This is a genomic window from Rhizobium viscosum (assembly GCF_014873945.1).
Classification (GTDB): domain Bacteria; phylum Pseudomonadota; class Alphaproteobacteria; order Rhizobiales; family Rhizobiaceae; genus Rhizobium; species Rhizobium viscosum.
The window spans coordinates 624,465-643,193 of record NZ_JADBEC010000002.1 but is presented as its reverse complement, the minus strand read 5'-3'; the positions used below and the strand labels follow the sequence as shown (position 1 = coordinate 643,193).

The 18,729-nt window shown below is 59.9% G+C and carries 18 protein-coding genes; 15 read left to right on the top strand and 3 right to left on the bottom strand.

Going from position 1 to position 18,729, the window contains the following annotated elements:
• The first annotated feature begins 206 nt into the window (after positions 1-206).
• Genes H4W29_RS23845 through H4W29_RS23830 form a run of 4 tightly spaced genes read left to right on the top strand, consistent with a single transcriptional unit; the run spans position 207 to position 3,556 of the window.
• On the top strand, positions 207-1,217 hold the full coding sequence (locus H4W29_RS23845; RefSeq protein ID WP_192731334.1) for a Gfo/Idh/MocA family protein: 1,011 nt from the start codon (positions 207-209) through the stop codon (positions 1,215-1,217).
• A 14-nt stretch (positions 1,218-1,231) separates the two neighbouring features.
• Positions 1,232-2,326, top strand: a complete 1,095-nt coding sequence (locus H4W29_RS23840; RefSeq protein WP_192731333.1) for a Gfo/Idh/MocA family protein — start codon at positions 1,232-1,234, stop codon at positions 2,324-2,326.
• 58 nt (positions 2,327-2,384) lie between these two features.
• The gene (locus H4W29_RS23835; protein ID WP_192731332.1) at positions 2,385-3,155 is read left to right on the top strand and encodes a FadR/GntR family transcriptional regulator; all 771 of its coding nucleotides are present in this window, start codon (positions 2,385-2,387) and stop codon (positions 3,153-3,155) included.
• 2 nt (positions 3,156-3,157) lie between these two features.
• A complete protein-coding gene (locus H4W29_RS23830; protein ID WP_192732765.1) occupies positions 3,158-3,556 on the top strand; it encodes a VOC family protein in 399 nt (132 codons plus the stop codon).
• A 136-nt stretch (positions 3,557-3,692) separates the two neighbouring features.
• Here the strand turns inward: H4W29_RS23830 and H4W29_RS23825 are convergent, their stop codons facing one another.
• Positions 3,693-3,989, bottom strand: coding sequence for a GCG_CRPN prefix-to-repeats domain-containing protein (locus H4W29_RS23825; RefSeq protein ID WP_192731331.1), 297 nt, complete (start codon positions 3,987-3,989; stop codon positions 3,693-3,695).
• Between the two features lie 162 nt (positions 3,990-4,151).
• Here H4W29_RS23825 and H4W29_RS23820 point away from each other — a divergent pair, with 162 nt between their 5' ends.
• The 3 genes from H4W29_RS23820 to H4W29_RS23810 all read left to right on the top strand — a co-directional run bounded on the left by H4W29_RS23820 (position 4,152) and on the right by H4W29_RS23810 (position 9,339).
• The gene (locus tag H4W29_RS23820; protein WP_192731330.1) at positions 4,152-4,316 is read left to right on the top strand and encodes a hypothetical protein; all 165 of its coding nucleotides are present in this window, start codon (positions 4,152-4,154) and stop codon (positions 4,314-4,316) included.
• 1,031 nt (positions 4,317-5,347) lie between these two features.
• Positions 5,348-6,883 carry a sensor histidine kinase gene (locus H4W29_RS23815; RefSeq protein ID WP_192731329.1) on the top strand — a complete coding sequence of 512 codons (1,536 nt, stop codon included), beginning with the start codon at positions 5,348-5,350 and terminating at the stop codon, positions 6,881-6,883.
• A 401-nt stretch (positions 6,884-7,284) separates the two neighbouring features.
• Positions 7,285-9,339 (top strand): ATP-binding protein, encoded by a 2,055-nt coding sequence (locus H4W29_RS23810; RefSeq protein ID WP_192731328.1) that lies wholly within the window; start codon positions 7,285-7,287, stop codon positions 9,337-9,339.
• Positions 9,340-9,433: 94 nt separating this feature from the next.
• Here H4W29_RS23810 and H4W29_RS23805 read toward each other — a convergent pair whose 3' ends face one another.
• A complete protein-coding gene (locus H4W29_RS23805; RefSeq protein WP_192731327.1) occupies positions 9,434-10,291 on the bottom strand; it encodes an SDR family oxidoreductase in 858 nt (285 codons plus the stop codon).
• Positions 10,292-10,619: 328 nt separating this feature from the next.
• Between H4W29_RS23805 and H4W29_RS23800 the strand changes: the two genes are divergently transcribed.
• Genes H4W29_RS23800 through H4W29_RS23775 form a run of 6 tightly spaced genes read left to right on the top strand, consistent with a single transcriptional unit; the run spans position 10,620 to position 16,304 of the window.
• The gene (locus tag H4W29_RS23800) at positions 10,620-11,681 is read left to right on the top strand and encodes a LacI family DNA-binding transcriptional regulator (protein ID WP_192731326.1); all 1,062 of its coding nucleotides are present in this window, start codon (positions 10,620-10,622) and stop codon (positions 11,679-11,681) included.
• Positions 11,678-12,628 carry an ABC transporter substrate-binding protein gene (locus H4W29_RS23795; RefSeq protein ID WP_192731325.1) on the top strand — a complete coding sequence of 317 codons (951 nt, stop codon included), beginning with the start codon at positions 11,678-11,680 and terminating at the stop codon, positions 12,626-12,628. The genes H4W29_RS23800 and H4W29_RS23795 overlap by 4 nt, the downstream gene beginning before the upstream one ends.
• Complete coding sequence (locus H4W29_RS23790) at positions 12,625-13,434, top strand: ATP-binding cassette domain-containing protein (protein WP_192731324.1); 810 nt, start codon at positions 12,625-12,627, stop codon at positions 13,432-13,434. Before H4W29_RS23795 ends, H4W29_RS23790 begins: the two co-directional genes overlap by 4 nt.
• Positions 13,431-14,435, top strand: coding sequence for an ABC transporter permease (locus tag H4W29_RS23785; RefSeq protein ID WP_192731323.1), 1,005 nt, complete (start codon positions 13,431-13,433; stop codon positions 14,433-14,435). The genes H4W29_RS23790 and H4W29_RS23785 overlap by 4 nt, the downstream gene beginning before the upstream one ends.
• The gene (locus tag H4W29_RS23780; RefSeq protein ID WP_192731322.1) at positions 14,435-15,505 is read left to right on the top strand and encodes a phosphotriesterase family protein; all 1,071 of its coding nucleotides are present in this window, start codon (positions 14,435-14,437) and stop codon (positions 15,503-15,505) included. Before H4W29_RS23785 ends, H4W29_RS23780 begins: the two co-directional genes overlap by 1 nt.
• A gap of 28 nt (positions 15,506-15,533) precedes the next feature.
• Positions 15,534-16,304, top strand: coding sequence for a glutamine amidotransferase (locus H4W29_RS23775; protein ID WP_192731321.1), 771 nt, complete (start codon positions 15,534-15,536; stop codon positions 16,302-16,304).
• Positions 16,305-16,306: 2 nt separating this feature from the next.
• Here H4W29_RS23775 and H4W29_RS23770 read toward each other — a convergent pair whose 3' ends face one another.
• Positions 16,307-17,209, bottom strand: a complete 903-nt coding sequence (locus H4W29_RS23770) for a PfkB family carbohydrate kinase (RefSeq protein WP_192731320.1) — start codon at positions 17,207-17,209, stop codon at positions 16,307-16,309.
• Positions 17,210-17,235: 26 nt separating this feature from the next.
• On the opposite strand from H4W29_RS23770, the gene H4W29_RS23765 reads away from it, so the two are divergent.
• Both H4W29_RS23765 and H4W29_RS23760 read left to right on the top strand, forming a co-directional pair.
• Positions 17,236-18,078, top strand: coding sequence for a BtpA/SgcQ family protein (locus H4W29_RS23765; RefSeq protein WP_192731319.1), 843 nt, complete (start codon positions 17,236-17,238; stop codon positions 18,076-18,078).
• A gap of 5 nt (positions 18,079-18,083) precedes the next feature.
• A complete protein-coding gene (locus H4W29_RS23760; protein WP_192731318.1) occupies positions 18,084-18,725 on the top strand; it encodes a TenA family protein in 642 nt (213 codons plus the stop codon).
• The last annotated feature ends 4 nt before the right edge of the window (positions 18,726-18,729 follow it).

The window sequence follows — 18,729 nt, the reverse complement described above, 5'->3', positions numbered from 1 at the left end:
CACGTAAAACCTTGTCTGGTCTTACCAGATTGTCAACCTGGTTTTTTGAGTAAATTTTTTTATCCTATAAAATCAGATGTTTGTACAATTTGTCGCACAAGATTCTTGGAAAGTGAGTCTTGACAGGCCTTATTTTTGGTTATCTGGTCTAACCAGTTTCAGCGGCTGGGAGTGCCGTCATCGAAGCCAAGGAGGGCTTGAGTGCGATGCTAAGATTTGCCGTCGTCGGAATCGATCATGGGCACACTTTCGATCATGTGAAGGGATTGTTGGCAGCCGGCGCCGAATTCGTCGGCTATTGCCCGCAGACATCAGTGCCGGCGATCCGCGAAAATTTCGAAAAGACCTATCCGGATGCGCCGCAGATCGACCGTGAAAAGATCTTCGCCGATCCCTCGATCGACGTCATCTGCATTGCCGCGATCCCGCGTGACCGCGCCGGCCTTGCCATCCGCGCCATGAAGGCCGGCAAGGATGTGATGACCGACAAGCCGGGTGTGACGACCTTCGCCCAGCTCGAAGAGGTCAAGCGTACCGTTGCCGAGACCGGCAGGATCTTCTCCATCTGCTTTTCCGAGCGCCATTGTGTGCGCTCCGCCGTCAAGGCGGGTAAGCTGGTCAAGGAGGGGGCGATCGGCAAGGTCATCCAGACGCTCGGCACCGGGCCGCACCGGCTGCAGCTGCCGACACGGCCGGACTGGTTCTTCGATCCGGAAGCCTTCGGCGGCATCATCGTCGATATCGCCTCGCATCAGGTCGACCAGTTCCTGTTCTATACCGGGTCGACGACCGGCGAAGTGGTCGCAAGCTCTGTTGGTAATTTTGGCATGCCGGAAAAGCCTGATTTCCAGGATTTCGGCGAAGTGCTGCTGCGCTCAGACAAGGCAAGCGGTTATGTCCGTGTCGACTGGTTCACGCCGGAAGCGCTGCCCACCTGGGGCGACGGACGCCTGACCATCCTCGGCACCGAGGGTTATATCGAGCTGCGCAAATATATCGATATCGCCGGCCGTCCCGGCAAGGATCATCTCTTCCTCGTCAACGGCAGGGAGATGACGCATATCGACTGCAGCGGCGAGAAGCTCGACTATTTCGATGCCTTCGCCGCCGACGTGCGTGACCGCAGCGAAACCGCCATGACGCAGGACCATGTCTACGAGGTCTGCCGCCTCTCGCTCGAAGCACAGACCAAGGCCGTCAAGCTCGGCGGTCGGTAAGGAAGGAACATATTATGACGAAGAAATTGCGTGTCGGCGTCATCGGTGCGGGTATCGCCGCCCGCCATCTGATCGGCTACGACTGGAACAAGGACCTTTTTGAGGTTCCGGTACTTTGCTCTCTCGATGCCGATCGCGGCCGCGAGCTGTGCGAGAAGCATGGCATTCCGCAATATACGCAGAATGCCGAAGAGCTCTTCGCCCGTAACGATCTCGATATCATCGACGTATCGACACCGCCGGATTCGCATTTCGACCTCTGCAAGCGGGCTATTGAATCGGGCAAGCACGTGATCTGCGAGAAGCCGCTCTTCGGCTCCATCGCCGATGTTGATGAGATGAGCCGCATCGTTGCTCGTTCTGGCAAGAAACTGATGCCGATCTTCCAGTATCGTTACGGCAGTGGCCTGCAGAAGCTGAAATTGCTGATCGAGCGCGGCCTGGCCGGTCGTCCGTTCATGACCACGATCGAGACGCATTGGTGGCGTGGCCCAGCCTATTACGAAGTTCCCTGGCGCGGCAAATGGGCGACGGAACTCGGTGGCGGCCTGCTTGGACATGCCATCCATGCGCATGACATGCTGAACTACGTCCACGGCGCCTGCGCCGAAGTGTTCTCCTACGGCGAGACCCTGGTCAACAAGATCGAGGTCGAGGATACGATGGCGCTTGCCGTTAAGATGCAGAACGGATCGCTTGCGACGCTGTCGATGACGCTCGGTTCGCGCAAGGAAATCTCCAGACTGCGTTTCTGCTTCCACGATCTGGTCGCCGAAAGCATTCTGGAGCCTTACACCATGGGCCGTGACCCCTGGACCTTTACGGCAGGAACGGAAGAACATCAGAAGCGGGTGGATGAGGTGCTTGCCGGTTACGAGCCGAAAGAAGACGGCTATACTCGCCAGTTCGAGCTATTCCACCAGGCACTCATGGACGACAAGGACCCGCCAGTTACTCTGCAGGATGCTCGCAATTCGTTGGAGTTAGTGACCGCCGCCTACTATTCGCAGCGTACCGGCCAGCCGACGCCGATGCCGATCACGTCCGACCATCCGCTCTACCGGTCCTGGCTGCCGGAAGAGGAGCGGCGTTTGGCGGCGAATGCCTGATATACGCCATTGCAAAGTCGCGTCGCTCGAGCGGGCGGCGCAGACAAGGAGAGAGTGAATGGAGTTCGCGGCACAAGGCTTCCGAATTCAGGGTGAACAGCGTCTATACCAGATCGTTGCCCGGCGCATCGCCCGCATGATCGAGGCGAATACCGCAAATCCGGACTGGCGCATGCCCTCGGAGCGGGAGTTGGCTGAAGAGCTCCAGGTCAGCCGACCCGTTGTGCGTGAAGCAGTTATTGCGCTCGAGATGCGCGGCATCGTCGAGGTCAAGGGTAGGGCGGGTATCGTCGTGCTGCCCACGCGAAACATCTCGAACAATTTTGAGAAGATCAGCGCCGATATCGGTCCGGGTCCATTTGAACTGTTGGAGGCACGGCTTGCAGTCGAGTCGAGCGCAGCCGCGATGGCTGCGGAACGTGCGACGAACTACGATATCCTGGTGCTGGAAGAATGCATTTCCCAGATGGAGCAGGAGACAAATGTCATGCTGCTCAAGGAAAAGGGCGACCGCGACTTCCACATGACCATCGCGCGCATGACAGGTAACGCCATCATCGTTTCGATTGTCGAGGCCCTCTGGGCGCAGCGAGACGAATCCGTGATGTGGCGCAAGCTCCACGAACATATTCACGCACCGAGTGTGCGCCCGCTGTGGATCGGCGACCACCACGCCGTTCTGACTGCTCTTCGCCTGCGTAACCCGGACGCCGCCTATAAGGCCATGGCCCGCCACATACGTAACGTAAGCAACGAGCTGATGGACGCATACGAGCGCGGTCGGTTTTCCCCGGACATCATGCAGCTCGACGAAAAGAAGGGCCTATGAAAATGCTGAAATCGTTCGAGCATGTTGGCATGACGGTCAGCGATATGGACCGTGCCATCGAATTCTATTGCACACTTCTCGGCCTGCGCCTGCATTTGCGCAAGACGGCATCCGATGGCTCTCACATCGCTTTTCTTGATGCCGGCGGCGCTATGCTGGAAGTCTTCGCGCCCGCCGACGGCGCGGCGCGGGCCGTCGACGTCCCGGAAGGCGCCTCTGGCCTCAGGCATCTGACTTTCCTCTTTGAGGACATCGACGCGACCTTCGCAAAGCTTGAGGAGGCTGGCGTCGAGCTAAAGGAACGGCCACGCCTCGCCATCAATCGCGAGATACTGCACAAAGTGGCATTCGTGCGCGATCCTGATGGCATCCTCATCGAACTTGCTGAACGAGCGGATTAAAACTTCATCGCCGACAACGTCAGGCTTTCTCGCAGACACGCATTCGTCCATCTGCTCGACAGCAGAGGGAAAAGCGCGCCGCCTGTGGGAACCAGCCGCATCAAACTCGGCTTGGTCCGGCCGGCGAAAGGATTGATTACCGCCAGTCGCGATCGCGATCCCAACGATCGTAGCGCCTGTATTCACGCCATTCCCGGTGCGGACGACCCCAGCCGTAACCGCGATCCCAACCGTAATAGCGCGGCGGCGGTGCCCACCGATTGGGCCGGCAAAAGCCACGTGGGCTCAGATGATAACCGCGGCCACATGCATAATCGACTGTTATGACATTCGAGGCCGCCGGTGTCGTGACGCTGCCAATAGGCGCTGCGTTTGCGGCTCCAGCTGTTATTCCGGCTGCGAGGAGGGCTAGTGTGACTAGAAGTTTTCGCATCTTCGTTTCTCCGATTGTTGGGGGATTTAGCGCTTGTCCCGGTGAACCGAGGCTGAAAACGCTGTTCACCTGAGCGACAGCTTCCCGCTGCTAGTCACGGTCCCAGCGATCACGTCGGTCATCGCCGCGTCGATCGTCGTTGCCGGAGTTGGATGCTTGTAAATGCTCCAGCACCTGCAGAACAGCGTCGGTGCAGTCCTTTGTGGAGTCGCCGTCGGCGCACCTGAGGTCGATCCTGGTCTGACCGTTCTCGATGTGGAACCGGGCGCCGCGCTGTCTCGGTTGCGAACGCCAATCATCATCAGCGCGCTCCTCGTTCTTGCTTGAAGAACTCGGCGGTGACGGCGGATTTTGCCTGCTGGATTCTGGTGGTGGGGGTGGAGGCGGCGATGGTTCGGCTGGTGCCTGCGCAAGGGCGCAGGTGGAGATCAGTCCAAAGATAGCCGCCGATGATAGTCCTATGATTTTGTTCATGACGTTACCTCGCTTCTGTGCGGAGGTAACGAAGGGTTGAGGCGATAGTTCCTATCGGGCAGTTGCGGCTAACACCTGGCGATGTAGGCGCCTGTATCGTCCAGTCCGATCTGGCCTTTCACGAACAGATCGCCTGGTCCTGTCTTGCGGACGGGATTGGATCTCGCACGAGAGATCGCTAACTTCCTTTATGTCCGGTCGATACCTAATGAAGACCCTGCAGCCGATTTCGCCGCTCACTCAACAATTCATGGCGAACCAGGTCCCGCGCTTCGTTCGAAAGACCATTCGGTCCGGATAGTCCGAGCTCGACTAACCTTGCTTCGATCGCCTGTGGAACGCTATCTGCTTCGTGCTGGCAGAGCCGCACAAGCCACTTCCATTCGTCGCTTGTCATGTCCCTTCGCGCGACCATCAACTGCCTCCCACCCAAGGACAACCCTAATTTCGAGGATACTACAATTGTCGTCGAAAGGCAGCAATGTCAGCTGCGCCACGATCGAGCTTTCCCGGCTCCTCCAATAGAAGGCGGTCCAAGGTTTGAGAGCCTGGTTCTCCACGTCATCCTCATCACATTGGAGGTGGTACGACTTCGCTACGTCGATCCCGAGGGAGCGCCGGATTTTCATAGACTTGCGGCATCATCGCGGCCATCGATGGCGCGTGTTGTTGCAGGCAGTTGCAAGTCCATCGTAGGAAGTCTCGACTGCGTCTCGCAACTTCGATTTCATCAGCTGGAATTTTTCGCCAGCAGCTCGCAAAGCGTGTGCTAGCCCCCTTAAATCGGCTAGCGGCAAATGAGAAGAGCCGGGTAGCTGCAACCTATCCTTGACTCTGATAGCCTGCTATCCGACAGTGCCGCCTGTTAAATTCATGGGGATTCGATGGGCCTCACGAAAGGCTTCACGATTGTCGGCCGGGCTGCGATAGCCGCCATCGTGTCAATGTTCCTTGCGCTCTCGCTTGTCTTGGGCTTCTGGCTGCATTCGAGCTACTTGTCCGCCGTCAGGCGTGGAGAAGACCAGGTCACGGCCACTGCCAAGATCGTTGCCGCTAACGCGATCTGGATCAATTCCCTGGCGCGCCAGACCCTTCACCGCATGGACGATGCCTTCGGAACGGCGGAGGCATCATCAGAAGGGGAGCGCATTCGAAGGTTCAACGCCGCGACGGCCGAATTGCCGACCACGGCAACCGCCTACGTGGTCGCTGCGGACGGGACACTGCTCTATTCGACCGACCGGGAAAGCAGCCCCGCCGACATCGTCGACCAGAGCTTTTTCCGCCGCCTGGCCAATGGCGCAGAGGACTACACGTCAGCGATGACGGTCATGCGCAACACGGATCGCCACGTCTTCCTCTCCGCTGCGCGTATCGAACGGAACGACAAGTTCGAAGCCGTGGCGATCCTGGCGTTTGATGTCGGGATGTTGCGATCGATTTGGGACGCTGCGTCGCTCGGACCAAGCTCGACGGTGAGCTTCTTGAGGCGTGACGGAAAGATGATCGCCAGGTATCCCGAGCCGAAAGTGGCCGTCGATCTCGGCAATTACGTCCTGTTTACCGACTATATGCGCAAGGCGACATCGGGCTCTTATGTGTCTGTCTCGCCCGTCGACCAGATGAAAAGGCTGGTGGCATACCGCATCGTCGAGCGGACGCCGTTCGTCGCTATTGCATCGGCCGACACCGCGGCAATCCTCCAACCTTTCTGGACCGATGTCTCGATTGCTGCGCTGATCGTTCTTCTGGCCCTTTGTGCGGCCGTGGTCGGCGGGTTGAAGATCCTGAGGTTGGCGCATGCGGACGCGCGCCACACCGCCGAACTTGCCGAGGCGCTTCGAACCAATCAGGTGCTGATGCGGGAAATTCATCACCGGGTGAAAAATAATCTGCAGACGGTAATGGCGCTCATCCGGCTGCAGGGCCTGCGGCCTGAAACCGTTCAGAGGGTGAACGAGCGGATCGTCGCCATGTCGGCGGTGCACGAGCAGATGTACGGCTTCGATCAGTTCAGCAGCGTCACTGCACGGCAGTTCGTCCCCAACCTGGTTCGCACGCTGGTCGGGCTGCATGATCGCGAAATCAAGCTGACCTTCGAGATCGACGACATCAGGATCGATGCGGACAAGGCCACGCCATTTGCCTTATTGCTGAACGAGCTTCTGACAAACAGCATGAAATACGCCTTTGTCGGTCGGACCGACGGACATATCCGCATCAGGCTGCTACAGCGTCCCGACGGCAAGGTCCTGCTTGAAGTGGCGGACGACGGCGTCGGATATGAGCCGGTTGCAACGGACACCGGCATGGGAAGCAGGTTGATCAAATCCTTCGTCGGCCAGATGGATGGGACCTACAGCACCGAGCGGGCACGCGGTACCATCTTCACCGCCCTGTTGTCTATCGCCGCACGATAATGCTGGTGGCGGGAGGAAAATCTATCCACGCAGGCAAAGTGTTCTGTTGAGCGGTGCCCCGCAGGGTTTGTTTTCTTCAGCAACCTCGTCCGGCTGATCGATATTACCGCGGCTGCATTCCTCGTGCTGGCGCGGAAACCCAAGAGCTGCCGTCGTTTGATGCGGACCATCACCGGCGTTCCGAATCCCCTGGGCCGGGAAGCAGCCCGTTGTCAGACAGTGACTGCTTCGGCGTCAGCTCCCGACGGGTCGAAGGACACCCATTCGGAGGCCGAGTCGAGATACCGTCTCCGCTGTCGCCGCTTATCTCGGGGAAAGGTCAGTCTTATTCCAACTTGGCATTGCAAGTTTCCCGCTCTGGATTATTTGATAGGGTTCGAAGAACACATCCGGAGTGTCCGTTGAATAAAACCCGGCCAGCGCTCCTTCTCATTACGGCGTCGCTCATTCCGGTCATCATACTGGCGGCGCTGATGGGAAGGTTCTTCATCAAGGAGCAGCAAGCCGCGCTTGACGACGACATTCGCGGCCGGGCAGCGACGCTGGCCGCCACTCTTCAACGTGAACTCAAGAGCCAGATCCAGCTGCTCTCGATCGTCGCCGATTCTCCCCGCCTCGACCCTCCGATTCCGCGCGCAGCCTTTGCCGAGACTGCGCGGCGTCTGCGCGATCGGGTGCCTGAATGGGAGCAGATCCGGATTTCGAACGAGAAGGGTGAAGTGGTTCTGTCGTTTCCGCCGCTCGATCCGTCGGCCGATACGCGCGTTGTGGACATGGAAAGCCATGACGCCCTGGTTCGCACGGGTGTCGCCCTGGTCGGCAACATCGCCATTGGGCCGAAAGGCCAGGCGGCCTTTGCTTTGCGCGCTCCGATCCAGAGGAACGATCGTTTGAAAGCCGTCCTGTCGGTGGTGATCCGTCCGACGATCGTGACCAAACTGCTTTATGCCAATGGACTTCCAGGATCCTGGTCGGCCTGGATCGTCGATGGACGGGACCGTCTGGTGGCATCGACCGGCGCTCCCGCGCTTGCCGGTAATCCGGCCAGCGAATTCGCAACCTTTTCCGGCCAGGATTTTGGCGCGGCCACCCTCAAGGACGGGATGGAGCTTCGGGTCGCCGAAGTCGCGCTCGCTGACACGCCCTGGCGGGTAAGGGTTGGTCTGCCGGTCTCTGACTATGAGCGACTGGCGCGCAGGGCCACCATACTGCTTGTGACGGCGAGCTGTTTCACGCTCCTGCTGTCCGGCTCGGCTGTATTCCTCTTTTACAGGGAGCTGCGCGCCAGAAACCGGGAGTGGGAGAGCATGGCCAACTGGCAGCGGATGGATGCGCTTGGAAAGCTGACGGGGCAGGCGGCCCACGACTTCAACAATCTCCTGATGGTTTTTCAGTCGGGGGTGGAGGGCATCAAGAGACGACGAAACGACGAACAGCGCGTGACGCAGCTTCTAGCGCATATGAGCGATGGTGTGGCTCGTGGAAAGGCGATCACGCAAAGGCTGCTGTCGTTCTCAAGACGCTCCAACCAGGGCGCCTCCCAGGTCGAGTTGGACGTCAGGCTTGCCGAACTGTCTCCGCTGCTGCGCCAAGCCGTTAACGACACGATACTGATGGAGATCAGGGTGCCGGAAGATACCTGGCCGGTTCACGTCGATCCTGCGGGGCTTGAAATCGCCCTGATCAACATTCTGACGAATGCGCGCGAAGCCATGACGGGAGGGGGAAAGGTGACCATTTCCGCCCGCAATGTGCTCGACGCCGCCACCGAGGATTCCGGGCTGGAGGGACCGTTCGTCGCGCTGACGATTTCCGACACCGGGACAGGGGTTGCCCCGGAAAATCTCGCACGGGTGTTCGAGCCGTTCTTTTCCACCAAGAAGGATGGTGGCTCAGGCCTTGGCCTGACGCAGGTCCACAGTTTCGCTACCGGCAGCGGCGGTGCAGTCAAGGTCGCAAGTCTGGCCGGCCACGGCAGCGCCTTTACCTTGCTTCTGCCGCGATCAAGCGAGCCGCGGGCGGTGCGTGAGGATTCAGCCTCTTCGGCGAACCTTCCCCGTACGATCATGATCGTCGACGACACACCGGCATCGCTGGAATCCGTGCGACTGGCGCTCGACGGCATCGTGCCGACGATCTTCGTAGCCGCAGGTGGAGCCGAGGCGATCGAGATCCTGGACCGTCATCCTGAAATCGAGGCGATCGTCAGCGACATCATGATGCCGGGCATGTCGGGCATCGAGCTCGCCGAGGAGATCCGCCGCAGAAACGCGTCTCTGCCCGTCGTGCTGATGACCGGCTATAGCGACAGGCTGGAAGCCGGTAAGGAGGTTGGACGTCCGGTCGTCCCGAAGCCCTTCAAGGTCGAGGATCTGGCCGCCTGCCTCGATAAGGCGAAAACCTCGGTGGCCTTTTCGGCAAACGTCGTGCGTCTGGAAATTCCGACAAAGGGCTGATCAGCCTCGACACCTGTATGAGACTCATTTCCTCGCGTAGCTGCGGCAAACCTACGCCGGTGTCCGGTTCAGCCAGCCGGCCGGGACCACCAGCTCACAGGATCGGTTTGCCACCTGTCACTGCAATCGTTGCTCCCGAAACATAGCTCGACAGCGGATCAGCCAGCATCACATAGGTGGTCGCAAGCTCGGCGGGCTGACCAGGGCGCTGCATCGGGACCTGCTTGCCGAAATTCCTGACGGCCTCGTCCGGCATCGTGGATGGAATGAGCGGTGTCCAGATCGGGCCCGGCGCGACCGCATTGGCGCGGATGCCCTTTTCTGCCAGCATTTGGGCCAGACCCGCCGTGAAGTTCTGGATGGCGCCCTTGGTCGTCGCATAGGCGAGCAAATGCGGGCTAGGACTGTCGGCATTGATCGAGGCGGTATTGATGATAGCGCTGCCCGCTTTCATATGCGGGACCGCCGCCTTGGTCAGGTAGAACATCGCATGGATATTGACCTTGAAGGTCAGCTCCCACTCCTCATCGCTGATCTCGCCGATATCCTTGAAGCTTGCCTGATGCGCGGCGTTGTTGACGAGGATGTCGATGCCGCCAAATTCGCTGCGGGCGGTTTCGATGATGTGGCGGCAATGCTCAGGATCCTGCAGATCCCCCGCCACGAGGATGGCCTTTCGCCCTGCCTCTTCGATCCACTTTTTTGTTTCGCGTGCATCTTCGTCCTCGTCGAGATAGGCGATGAGAACATCCGCGCCCTCACGGGCATAGGCAATCGCAACGGCTCGTCCGATACCGCTGTCGCCGCCAGTAATGATCGCTTTCCTGCCGGTCAGTCGGCCAGATCCTCGATAGGTCTGCTCGCCGTGGTCTGGTACCGGCGACATCGCCTCGGTCGTGCCCGGCATGGGTTGGCGTGGCGTATCGAAGGGTGGGGTCGGGTAATTGACCATTTTCTGTTCCTCCAGATTTGAGACGGCGGACCAACGCCAGATGACGTCGGCCAAATGAATTTTCGATCTTCGCTAGCGGTAGAAGCGGGGCGAATGTTCCCGTACAACAACTCGCGGGTGGGCCGGCAGTTCCCTCGTAGTTCGCAGGGCTTCAGATCGAACGCGTGCCTGACACAGCGCGCGGTCGAAACCGCAGCGCGCATTTCCACGAGCAGCGTCATCAGTCTTTCAAAAAACGAATCGTCAGCAGCTGATAACGGCTCTTGACAGGCAATCCCTTGTCATGGAGTGTAAGTAAAGCGTTTTACTAAAGCGGTTTACAAAACTGATGGCGCATGGACGGACTCCAGGCTTGAAAGATGTCGCGAAAGCTGCCGGCGTGTCGGTGACGACCGTCTCGCGCATGCTGAACGGTTCGCTGGATTTGCCCGCGCTCACCAAGCAGCGGATCGAAAATGCTATCACTTCCCTCAAATACCAGCCGAACCCTCACGCGCGACGGCTGAGCCGCGGTCGTTCCGACACGATCGGACTGGTCGTGCCCGATATCGCCAACCCATTCTTCGCGACTATGGTGGCGGCGGTCGAAGAGGAGGCAAACGACCGGGGGCTTGCCGTTTCACTCTATGCCACCCTCAACCGGACCGGCCGTGAAGTCGCCTATCTCCGGCTGCTCGAGCATAATCACGTTGATGGCCTGGTTTTCGTTACCAACCATCCCGACAACGGCGATCTTGCGGCTCTCATCAATCGAACAGGCAAGGTCATCGTCGTCGATGAAGACGTTCCGCTTGCCAGTGTCCCGAAGCTTTTCTGTGACAACTTCCAGGGCGGCCATCTTGCGGGACGCCATCTGGCGGAGTTTGGTCATCGCAACGTGCTCTATGTTGGTGGCCCCGATGCGATGATCAGCACGCAGCGCCGTTTCAACGGATTGCGCAAGGGCCTGCAGGAGCGTTTCGGCGACGATGCCTCGATCAGGCGCTACAACGGCGAATATACGATCGCCTGCGGGCGGGACATGGCGCGCCGCTTCCTGGATGAGGGCATGCCGGCGACGGCAGTCTTCGCGAGCTCCGACGAAATCGCCATCGGCATGATCGAAGTCCTGAGGGAGAAAGGAATATCGATCCCCGAGGACCTGTCGATCATCGGCTTCGACGATGTCAGTCCGCTACATCTCTTTGCGCCGCCAGTAACCGCGATCCGACAGCCGGTGCGCGCCATCGGCCGGCGTGCCCTATCCCTTCTTCTCGAAACAAACTGGCAGGAGAGCAAATCGCTCGCCACCGAGGAACTCGTGCCAGTCGAAATCGTCGTGCGGAACTCCGTTGCGCCGCCGTCGACCCATAATAAGCAACGAGAACAAAACCAGAGGATGAGAACATGAAACAGATCAGACGTCGGGCGTTTACCGCCGCTCTTGCCTTTACCGCGCTCGCCAGCGCCACGCTCGGAGCGTCTCTTGCTCAGGCGGCCGGAAAGACCTATGCGCTTGTGCAGATCAATCAGCAGGCGCTTTTCTTCAACCAGATCAATGAAGGTGCTCAGAAGGCGGCGGATGCTGCCGGCGACAAGCTGGTCATCTTCAACGCCAACAATGAAGCGTCCGCTCAGAATAGCGCCATCGAAAACTACATCCAGCAGAAGGTCGATGGCCTGATCGTCGTTGCGATCGACGTCAATGGCATCATGCCGGCCGTCAAGCAGGCTTCGGATGCCGGCATCCCGGTCGTTGCCATCGATGCGGTTCTGCCGGACGGCCCTCAGAAGTCGCAGATCGGCGTCGACAACGGCAAGGCCGGCGCCGACATGGGCGCCTATTTCCTGGATTACGTGAAGAAGAACATGGGCGGCAAGGCCAAGGTCGGCATTGTCGGTGCGTTGAACTCCTACATTCAGAATATTCGCCAGAAGGGCTTCGAGGACGCCATCAAGAGCGATGGCATCGAGACGTCAGGGGTCGTTGATGGCCAGAATATCCAGGACAACGCACTTGCCGCTGCCGAGAACCTGATCACCGGCAATCCGGACATGACGGCGATCTACGCAACCGGCGAGCCGGCTCTGTTGGGCGCGATCGCCGCTGTTCAGAGCCAGGGCAAGCAAGACAGCATCAAGGTCTTCGGTTGGGATCTGACTGCACAGGCAATCTCCGGTCTTGACGACGGCTATGTCGTTGCTGTCGTCCAGCAGGATCCGGCCGGTGAGGGCAAGGCGGCAGTCGAGGCTCTCGCCAAGCTGAGCGCAGGTCAGAGCGTCGAAAAGAGCATCTCCATTCCGATCACGATCGTGACGAAGGATAATGTCGAGCCGTACCGGGCCGTTTTCAAATGATGAGTGACAACCGGCCTGTTTATGCCGGAGCCGGGGAGGCGCAAGCCTCCCCGCATTCCTCCGGCTCGTCCGCACGAACGCCTGCCGTCTCGCTGCGCGGTATCCGCAAGACCTTCGGTTCGCACCAGGCGCTGCGCGGCGTCGACCTCGATCTCTTTCCGGGCGAATGCCTCGGCCTCGTCGGCGATAATGCTGCCGGCAAGTCGACACTCACCAAGATCATCTCCGGAACCTACCTGCCGGATGAGGGAACGATTTCGCTCAACGGCGAAGAGGTTCACTTTTCCGGGCCTGCGGATGCCCGCGATCGCAACATCGAAATGGTCTTCCAGGATCTGAGCCTGTGCGATCATATCGATGTTGTCGGCAATCTGTTCCTCGGACGTGAGCTCACCAGGGGTCCTTTTCTCGATCGTCAGAAAATGATGAGCGAGGCGCGCAGGATGCTGGACGCCCTCGAGATCCGAATCCCACGTCTCTCCGCCAAGGTGGAGAAGCTGTCGGGTGGCCAGCGCCAGGCGATTGCAATCGCCCGTGCGGCATCATTCAATCCCAAGGTCCTGATCATGGACGAGCCGACCTCGGCCCTTGCGGTCGCCGAAGTCGAAGCCGTGCTCGCTCTGATCAACAGGGTCAAGGCAAAGGGTGTATCTGTCGTCCTCATCACCCACCGTCTTCAGGACCTGTTCCGGGTCTGCGATCGCATTGCCGTCATGTACGAGGGCACCAAGGTCGCCGAGCGCGATATCGCCAAAACCAATCTCGAGGACCTCGTCAAGCTCATCGTCGGGGGAGAAAGACATTGACCGTCTACACCGAAAGAGCCAAGGGCTCGCCGATGGCCGACTTCCTGAGCGAAAACGCCCAGGTCCTGTCGATCGCCTTCTTCTTTCTGGCATGCCTCGTCTTCTTTTCGCTGACGACCACGACCTTCATGACGACGGGCAACATCCTGAACATCGTGCGTCAGGCTGCGCCCATTCTCGCCGTCGCGGTCGCCATGACGCTCGTCATCGTGACCGGAGGCATCGATCTGTCGGTCGGTTCGATGCTGGCCTTGATCAACGCCGTCGCTGCCATTGCGCTCGCCACAGGCATACCCTGGCCGGTCGTCTGCCTCGGCATGCTCGCTCTTGGCGGCATCGTAGGCCTTCTGCAGGGCTGGTTCATCGCCTACCAGAATATTCCCGCCTTCATCGTCACCCTTGCCGGGCTTTCCATCCTGCGCGGCGTGGCACTCTATCTGACTCAGGGCTATTCCATCCCAATCAACAACGAGCCCGGCTTCTTCTATCTGGGACGCGGCGAACTGGCCGGCTTTCCCGTTCCGGCGCTAATCGCCATCCTGGTCGCGATCGTGGGCTATGTCATCATGGCAGTCACCAAATACGGACGGCAGATCGTGGCGGTGGGATCCAACATGGAAGCAGCGCGCCGCGTCGGCATGCCGGCCAAATGGATCGTCGCCTCGGTCTACCTCGTATCAGGTGTGGCCTCTGCACTCGCCGGTCTTTTGATCGCCGCCCGCCTCGGTTCCGGCTCGTCGAACGCCGCTGTCGGCTTCGAACTGCAGGTCATCGCCGCGGTCGTGCTCGGCGGCACCTCGCTGATGGGAGGGCGCGGCACGATGATCGGCACTGTCCTTGGGACGATGACGATTGCCGTCATCGGCAACGGCCTTATCCTGATGCATATTTCGCCCTTCTTCACCCAGATCGTCACCGGCGCCATCATTCTGGTTGCTATCTGGCTGAACACCCGCATCTTCACCGCAAACTTCCGTCTGGCGGGCAGGAGGAAAAGCTGATGGCAACGGACGAGCTTTCGCCGGGTCACGTGCGATCCGGGAAGGTGATGACGGTCTCCGGGCCGGTTCCCGTATCGGAGATCGGCGTCACGCTGATGCACGAGCATATCCTCAACGATTGCCGCTGCTGGTGGCACGCGCCGAAGACGTCCGAGCGGCAATACCTTGCCGAAGGTTTCGTCTGCATGGAGATCCTCGGTGAACTCAGGCAGGATCCTTTCGTCAACAAGCACAACATCACGCTCGACGATGAGCAGCTTGCCGTCACTGAACTGCAGGACTTCGCCGGTCTCGGCGGTCGCACGGTTGTCGAGCCCACATGTCAGGGCATCGGCCGCGATCCTCTTGCCCTACGGCGGATTTCCAGGGCGACGGGACTGAACATCGTCATGGGTGCCGGCTTCTATCTCGGTTCCTCGCATCCGGCCAAGGTTGCCGGCATGTCTGCTTCCGAGATCGCGGACGAGATCGTCTCCGAAGCCACCATCGGCGCGGACGGTACCGACGTGAAGATCGGCCTGATCGGCGAGATCGGCGTGTCGTCCGATTTCACTGCCGCCGAGGAAAAATCGCTGCGCGGTGCTGCCCAGGCGCAAGTGCGCACCGGTCTGCCCCTGATGGTCCATCTTCCCGGCTGGTTCCGGCTGGGCCACAAGGTCCTCGATATCGTCGATTCCGAAGGCGGGGATATGAGACACACCGTGCTCTGCCACATGAACCCGTCACATGACGATCTTACCTATCAGTCCGAACTTGCCGCCCGCGGCGCGTTTCTCGAATATGACATGATCGGCATGGACTTCTTCTATGCCGATCAGCAGGTGCAATGCCCGAGCGACGAAGAGGCGGCTCGCGCGCTCGTCAAGCTCGTCGAGATGGGGCATACGGATCGCCTCCTGCTCTCCCACGACGTCTTCCTGAAAATGATGCTGAAGCACTACGGGGGCAATGGCTATGCCTATATCCTGCGCCATTTCCTGCCGCGCCTGAAGCGTCACGGTCTCGATGACGCAACGCTCGATATCTTCATGCGCGCCAATCCGAAATCAGTCTTTCAGGCCAGGGCCTGACCGCCACATAAAAAGAAATGGAAACATCATGACAAAGAAGGTTCTTCTCGTCGGCGAAAGCTGGGTCAGTTCCGCCACGCATTATAAGGGTTTCGACCAGTTCGGGAGCGTCACGTTTCATCTCGGCGCCGAACCGCTCGTTGAAGCCCTCAAGGGCAGCGAATTCGAGCTCACCTACATGCCGGCCCACGAAGCCGTTGAAAAATTTCCCTTCGACATGGCGGGGCTCGACGCCTTTGACGCGATCATTCTCTCCGATATCGGCGCCAACTCCCTGTTGCTTCCCCCGGCGGTCTGGCTGCATTCCAAGACCGTCCCGAACCGGCTGAAACTGCTCAAGGCCTGGGTTGAAAAGGGTGGCGGCCTGCTGATGGTCGGCGGTTATTTCTCGTTCCAGGGCATAGACGGCAAGGCGCGCTGGCGTCGCACGCCGGTCGAGGATGTCCTGCCGGTCACGTGTCTGCCCTATGACGACCGGGTGGAAATCCCGGAGGGAACGACGCCTGTCCTCGTCAAGCCCGGTCACGAGACCGTCGCCGGTCTGTCAGGAGAATGGCCATTGCTGCTCGGCGTCAACGAAGTCGAGGTACGCGAGCGTGCCGATGTCGAAGTCATTGCCCGGCTACCGGAAGCAGAAGGTGGCCATCCATTGCTGGTCACAGGCCGCTTCGGCAAAGGCCGAACTGCGGCCTGGACCTCGGATATCGGTCCGCATTGGCTCTCGCCGGCCTTCTGCGAATGGGAGGGTTACGGACGTCTTTGGAAGAATATTCTCGGCTGGCTGACGGAGGCAGAATAGCCTCATTCGCCGGCGAGAATGCCGGCGAGTTCCGCTTGGGTCGGGAAGGCCGAACGCGTCCCGCGGCGGCTGACGGTAATGGCCGCGGCTGCAGTTGCGTGATGGATCGCCTTCGCATCGAGCCTGGTCGATCGGAGGGCAGCAGAGGCAAGGGCGACCGCCATGAAGGTGTCGCCGGCGCCGGTCGTATCGACGACCTCCGTGGCACGGGCAGGAACGGTTGCCAGGACCTGACTTCCGCCGGCAAGGATTGCCCCATCGCCGCCGAGGGTCAGCACGGTCTGCGTCACGCCGGCTTCGGCGAGGCGCTGAATCGCGGCCTCGCCGGACGATCCGGTCAGACTTTCGGCCTCGCCCCTGTTGAGGAAGGCGATGTCGATGAGCGGCCAGAGCTCGGCGAAATAGGGCCTGAGCGGCGAGGGATTGAAGGCGGTCGTCAGGCCGCGGCGTCTGGCTTCGGCCAGAATGCCGCGGGTCACGTCCTCGCTGAGGTTGCCCTGGAGCACGACGAGATCGCCGCCGGCTGCATCCTTGAGCGGGGCAAGCGCCTCGGACAGGGTCAAGGCTTCGGCCGATTCCGTCGTCGTGACGATGGCATTTTCGCCGTCGGGCGTCGTGAAGATGATGGAGAAATCGCTGGAGCGGTGAGGACTGCCCAGCAATCGGGCGTCCAGCGCTTCACCAGCGAGCTGGTCGCGGATCGTCTGGGCGCGAAAATCTTCGCCGACGGCCGTGACAAGCGTCGTGAGAAGGCCTGTGCGGCTCATCACGACGGCCTGATTGGCGCCCTTGCCACCGAGGTCGCGGGTTTCCTCCCGACCGAGGATCGAGGCGCCGGCTTCGGGCATGGACATTACGGAAATGGTTTCGTCGACGGCGACGTTACCGATGACATAGGCACGCATGGCTGGCTTTCAGAAGGGAAAGAAAAATGCAGCAGATATCGGATAAGGCCACAAGCGCCATACGGGAAATATTTGGCACTGACAAGGCGCTGATTGGCATGATCCATTGCCCGCCTTTCCCGGGTGCTCCACGCTACCGCAGTGCGGCAATGGATGTGATCTATGACGCTTGCATGCGCGATGCGGAGGCGCTTGTCAAAGGCGGCATCCACGGATTGATCGTCGAAAATCATGGCGACATCCCCTTTGCCAAGCCGGAGGATATTGGCCACGAGACCGCAGCCTTCATGTCGGTTGTGACGGACCGCATCTCTCGTGCCGTCGGGGTACCGCTCGGCATCAATGTGCTTGCCAATGCGCCGATCCCCGCTTTCGCGATCGCGGCAGCCGGTGGGGCGCGCTTCATCCGTGTCAACCAATGGGCCAACGCCTATGTTGCCAATGAAGGCTTCATGGAAGGCCGTGCAGCCGAGGCCATGCGCTATCGCTCGGCTCTGCGTGCCGAACATATCAAGGTGTTTGCCGACAGCCATGTCAAGCATGGGGCGCACGCCATCACCGCCGACCGGACGATCGACGAACTGACGCGTGATCTGGCGTTCTTCGATGCCGATGCAGTGATCGCCACCGGCCAGCGAACGGGCAACAGCGCAACAATGGAGGAGATCGAGGAAATCGGCGCTGCGACCCATCTTCCGCTACTCGTCGGCTCGGGCGTGACCAAGGATAATATCGTCGAGATCCTTAAGCGTACGAACGGCGTCATCGTCGCCTCGTCGCTGAAAGAGGGTGGGGTCTGGTGGAACCCTGTGGAGCCGGCTCGCGTCGCAGCCTTCGTCGAAGCCGCAAAACCCGGTCTGGAGTTGTGACGATCATGGTATCTCTCTCCGAACAAATGCTCGACGAGAACCGCGACGTCTTCGAAGCCATGGTGCATCACCGCTTCGTCAATGATATCAAGGCTGACCGCCTCCCGAAGGAGGCCTTCGAACGATATCTTGTCTTTGAGGGTGCCTTCGTTGAAACGGCGATTGCGATCTTCTCCTACGCCACGGCAAAGGCCGGGACCATCGAGGAGAAACGTTGGCTGATCGGCGTCCTGGATGCACTTGCAAACCAGCAGATCGCCTATTTCGAGAAGACCTTTGCCGCTCGCGCCATCGATCCCGCTCGCTATGATACCGGTAGGGCCGATGTCGCTGCGTTTCGCGAGGGAATGTTGGCAATTGCCCGTGACGGCGGCTTTCTCGATACGATTGCCGCCATGTTTGCCGCCGAATGGATGTACTGGACCTGGTCGACCGAGGCCGACCAAACCCATATCAGCGATCCGCTTCTCAAGGCATGGGTCAGGCTTCATGCCGAACCGGAGTTCGAAGCGCAGGCGCGCTGGTTGAAGGCGGTGCTGGACGAGGCCGGCGAGACGATGGATCCTGCCGAACGTAAGCGATTGAGCGCCATTTTCGGCCATGCTCAACGCCTTGAGATCGATTTCCACGAAGCAGCCTATTCCTGAGAGC

What these genes read in the sequence shown, in the direction of transcription:
- H4W29_RS23845 (WP_192731334.1), top strand. Translation starts at nt 207, where the DNA reads ATGCTAAGATTTGCCGTCGTCGGAATCGATCATGGGCACACTTTCGAT.
- H4W29_RS23840 (WP_192731333.1), top strand. Translation starts at nt 1,232, where the DNA reads ATGACGAAGAAATTGCGTGTCGGCGTCATCGGTGCGGGTATCGCCGCC.
- H4W29_RS23835 (WP_192731332.1), top strand. Translation starts at nt 2,385, where the DNA reads ATGGAGTTCGCGGCACAAGGCTTCCGAATTCAGGGTGAACAGCGTCTA.
- H4W29_RS23830 (WP_192732765.1), top strand. Translation starts at nt 3,158, where the DNA reads ATGCTGAAATCGTTCGAGCATGTTGGCATGACGGTCAGCGATATGGAC.
- H4W29_RS23825 (WP_192731331.1), bottom strand. Translation starts at nt 3,989, where the DNA reads ATGCGAAAACTTCTAGTCACACTAGCCCTCCTCGCAGCCGGAATAACA.
- H4W29_RS23820 (WP_192731330.1), top strand. Translation starts at nt 4,152, where the DNA reads ATGCTCCAGCACCTGCAGAACAGCGTCGGTGCAGTCCTTTGTGGAGTC.
- H4W29_RS23815 (WP_192731329.1), top strand. Translation starts at nt 5,348, where the DNA reads ATGGGCCTCACGAAAGGCTTCACGATTGTCGGCCGGGCTGCGATAGCC.
- H4W29_RS23805 (WP_192731327.1), bottom strand. Translation starts at nt 10,291, where the DNA reads ATGGTCAATTACCCGACCCCACCCTTCGATACGCCACGCCAACCCATG.
- H4W29_RS23800 (WP_192731326.1), top strand. Translation starts at nt 10,620, where the DNA reads ATGGCGCATGGACGGACTCCAGGCTTGAAAGATGTCGCGAAAGCTGCC.
- H4W29_RS23795 (WP_192731325.1), top strand. Translation starts at nt 11,678, where the DNA reads ATGAAACAGATCAGACGTCGGGCGTTTACCGCCGCTCTTGCCTTTACC.
- H4W29_RS23790 (WP_192731324.1), top strand. Translation starts at nt 12,625, where the DNA reads ATGATGAGTGACAACCGGCCTGTTTATGCCGGAGCCGGGGAGGCGCAA.
- H4W29_RS23780 (WP_192731322.1), top strand. Translation starts at nt 14,435, where the DNA reads ATGGCAACGGACGAGCTTTCGCCGGGTCACGTGCGATCCGGGAAGGTG.
- H4W29_RS23775 (WP_192731321.1), top strand. Translation starts at nt 15,534, where the DNA reads ATGACAAAGAAGGTTCTTCTCGTCGGCGAAAGCTGGGTCAGTTCCGCC.
- H4W29_RS23770 (WP_192731320.1), bottom strand. Translation starts at nt 17,209, where the DNA reads ATGCGTGCCTATGTCATCGGTAACGTCGCCGTCGACGAAACCATTTCC.
- H4W29_RS23765 (WP_192731319.1), top strand. Translation starts at nt 17,236, where the DNA reads ATGCAGCAGATATCGGATAAGGCCACAAGCGCCATACGGGAAATATTT.
- H4W29_RS23760 (WP_192731318.1), top strand. Translation starts at nt 18,084, where the DNA reads ATGGTATCTCTCTCCGAACAAATGCTCGACGAGAACCGCGACGTCTTC.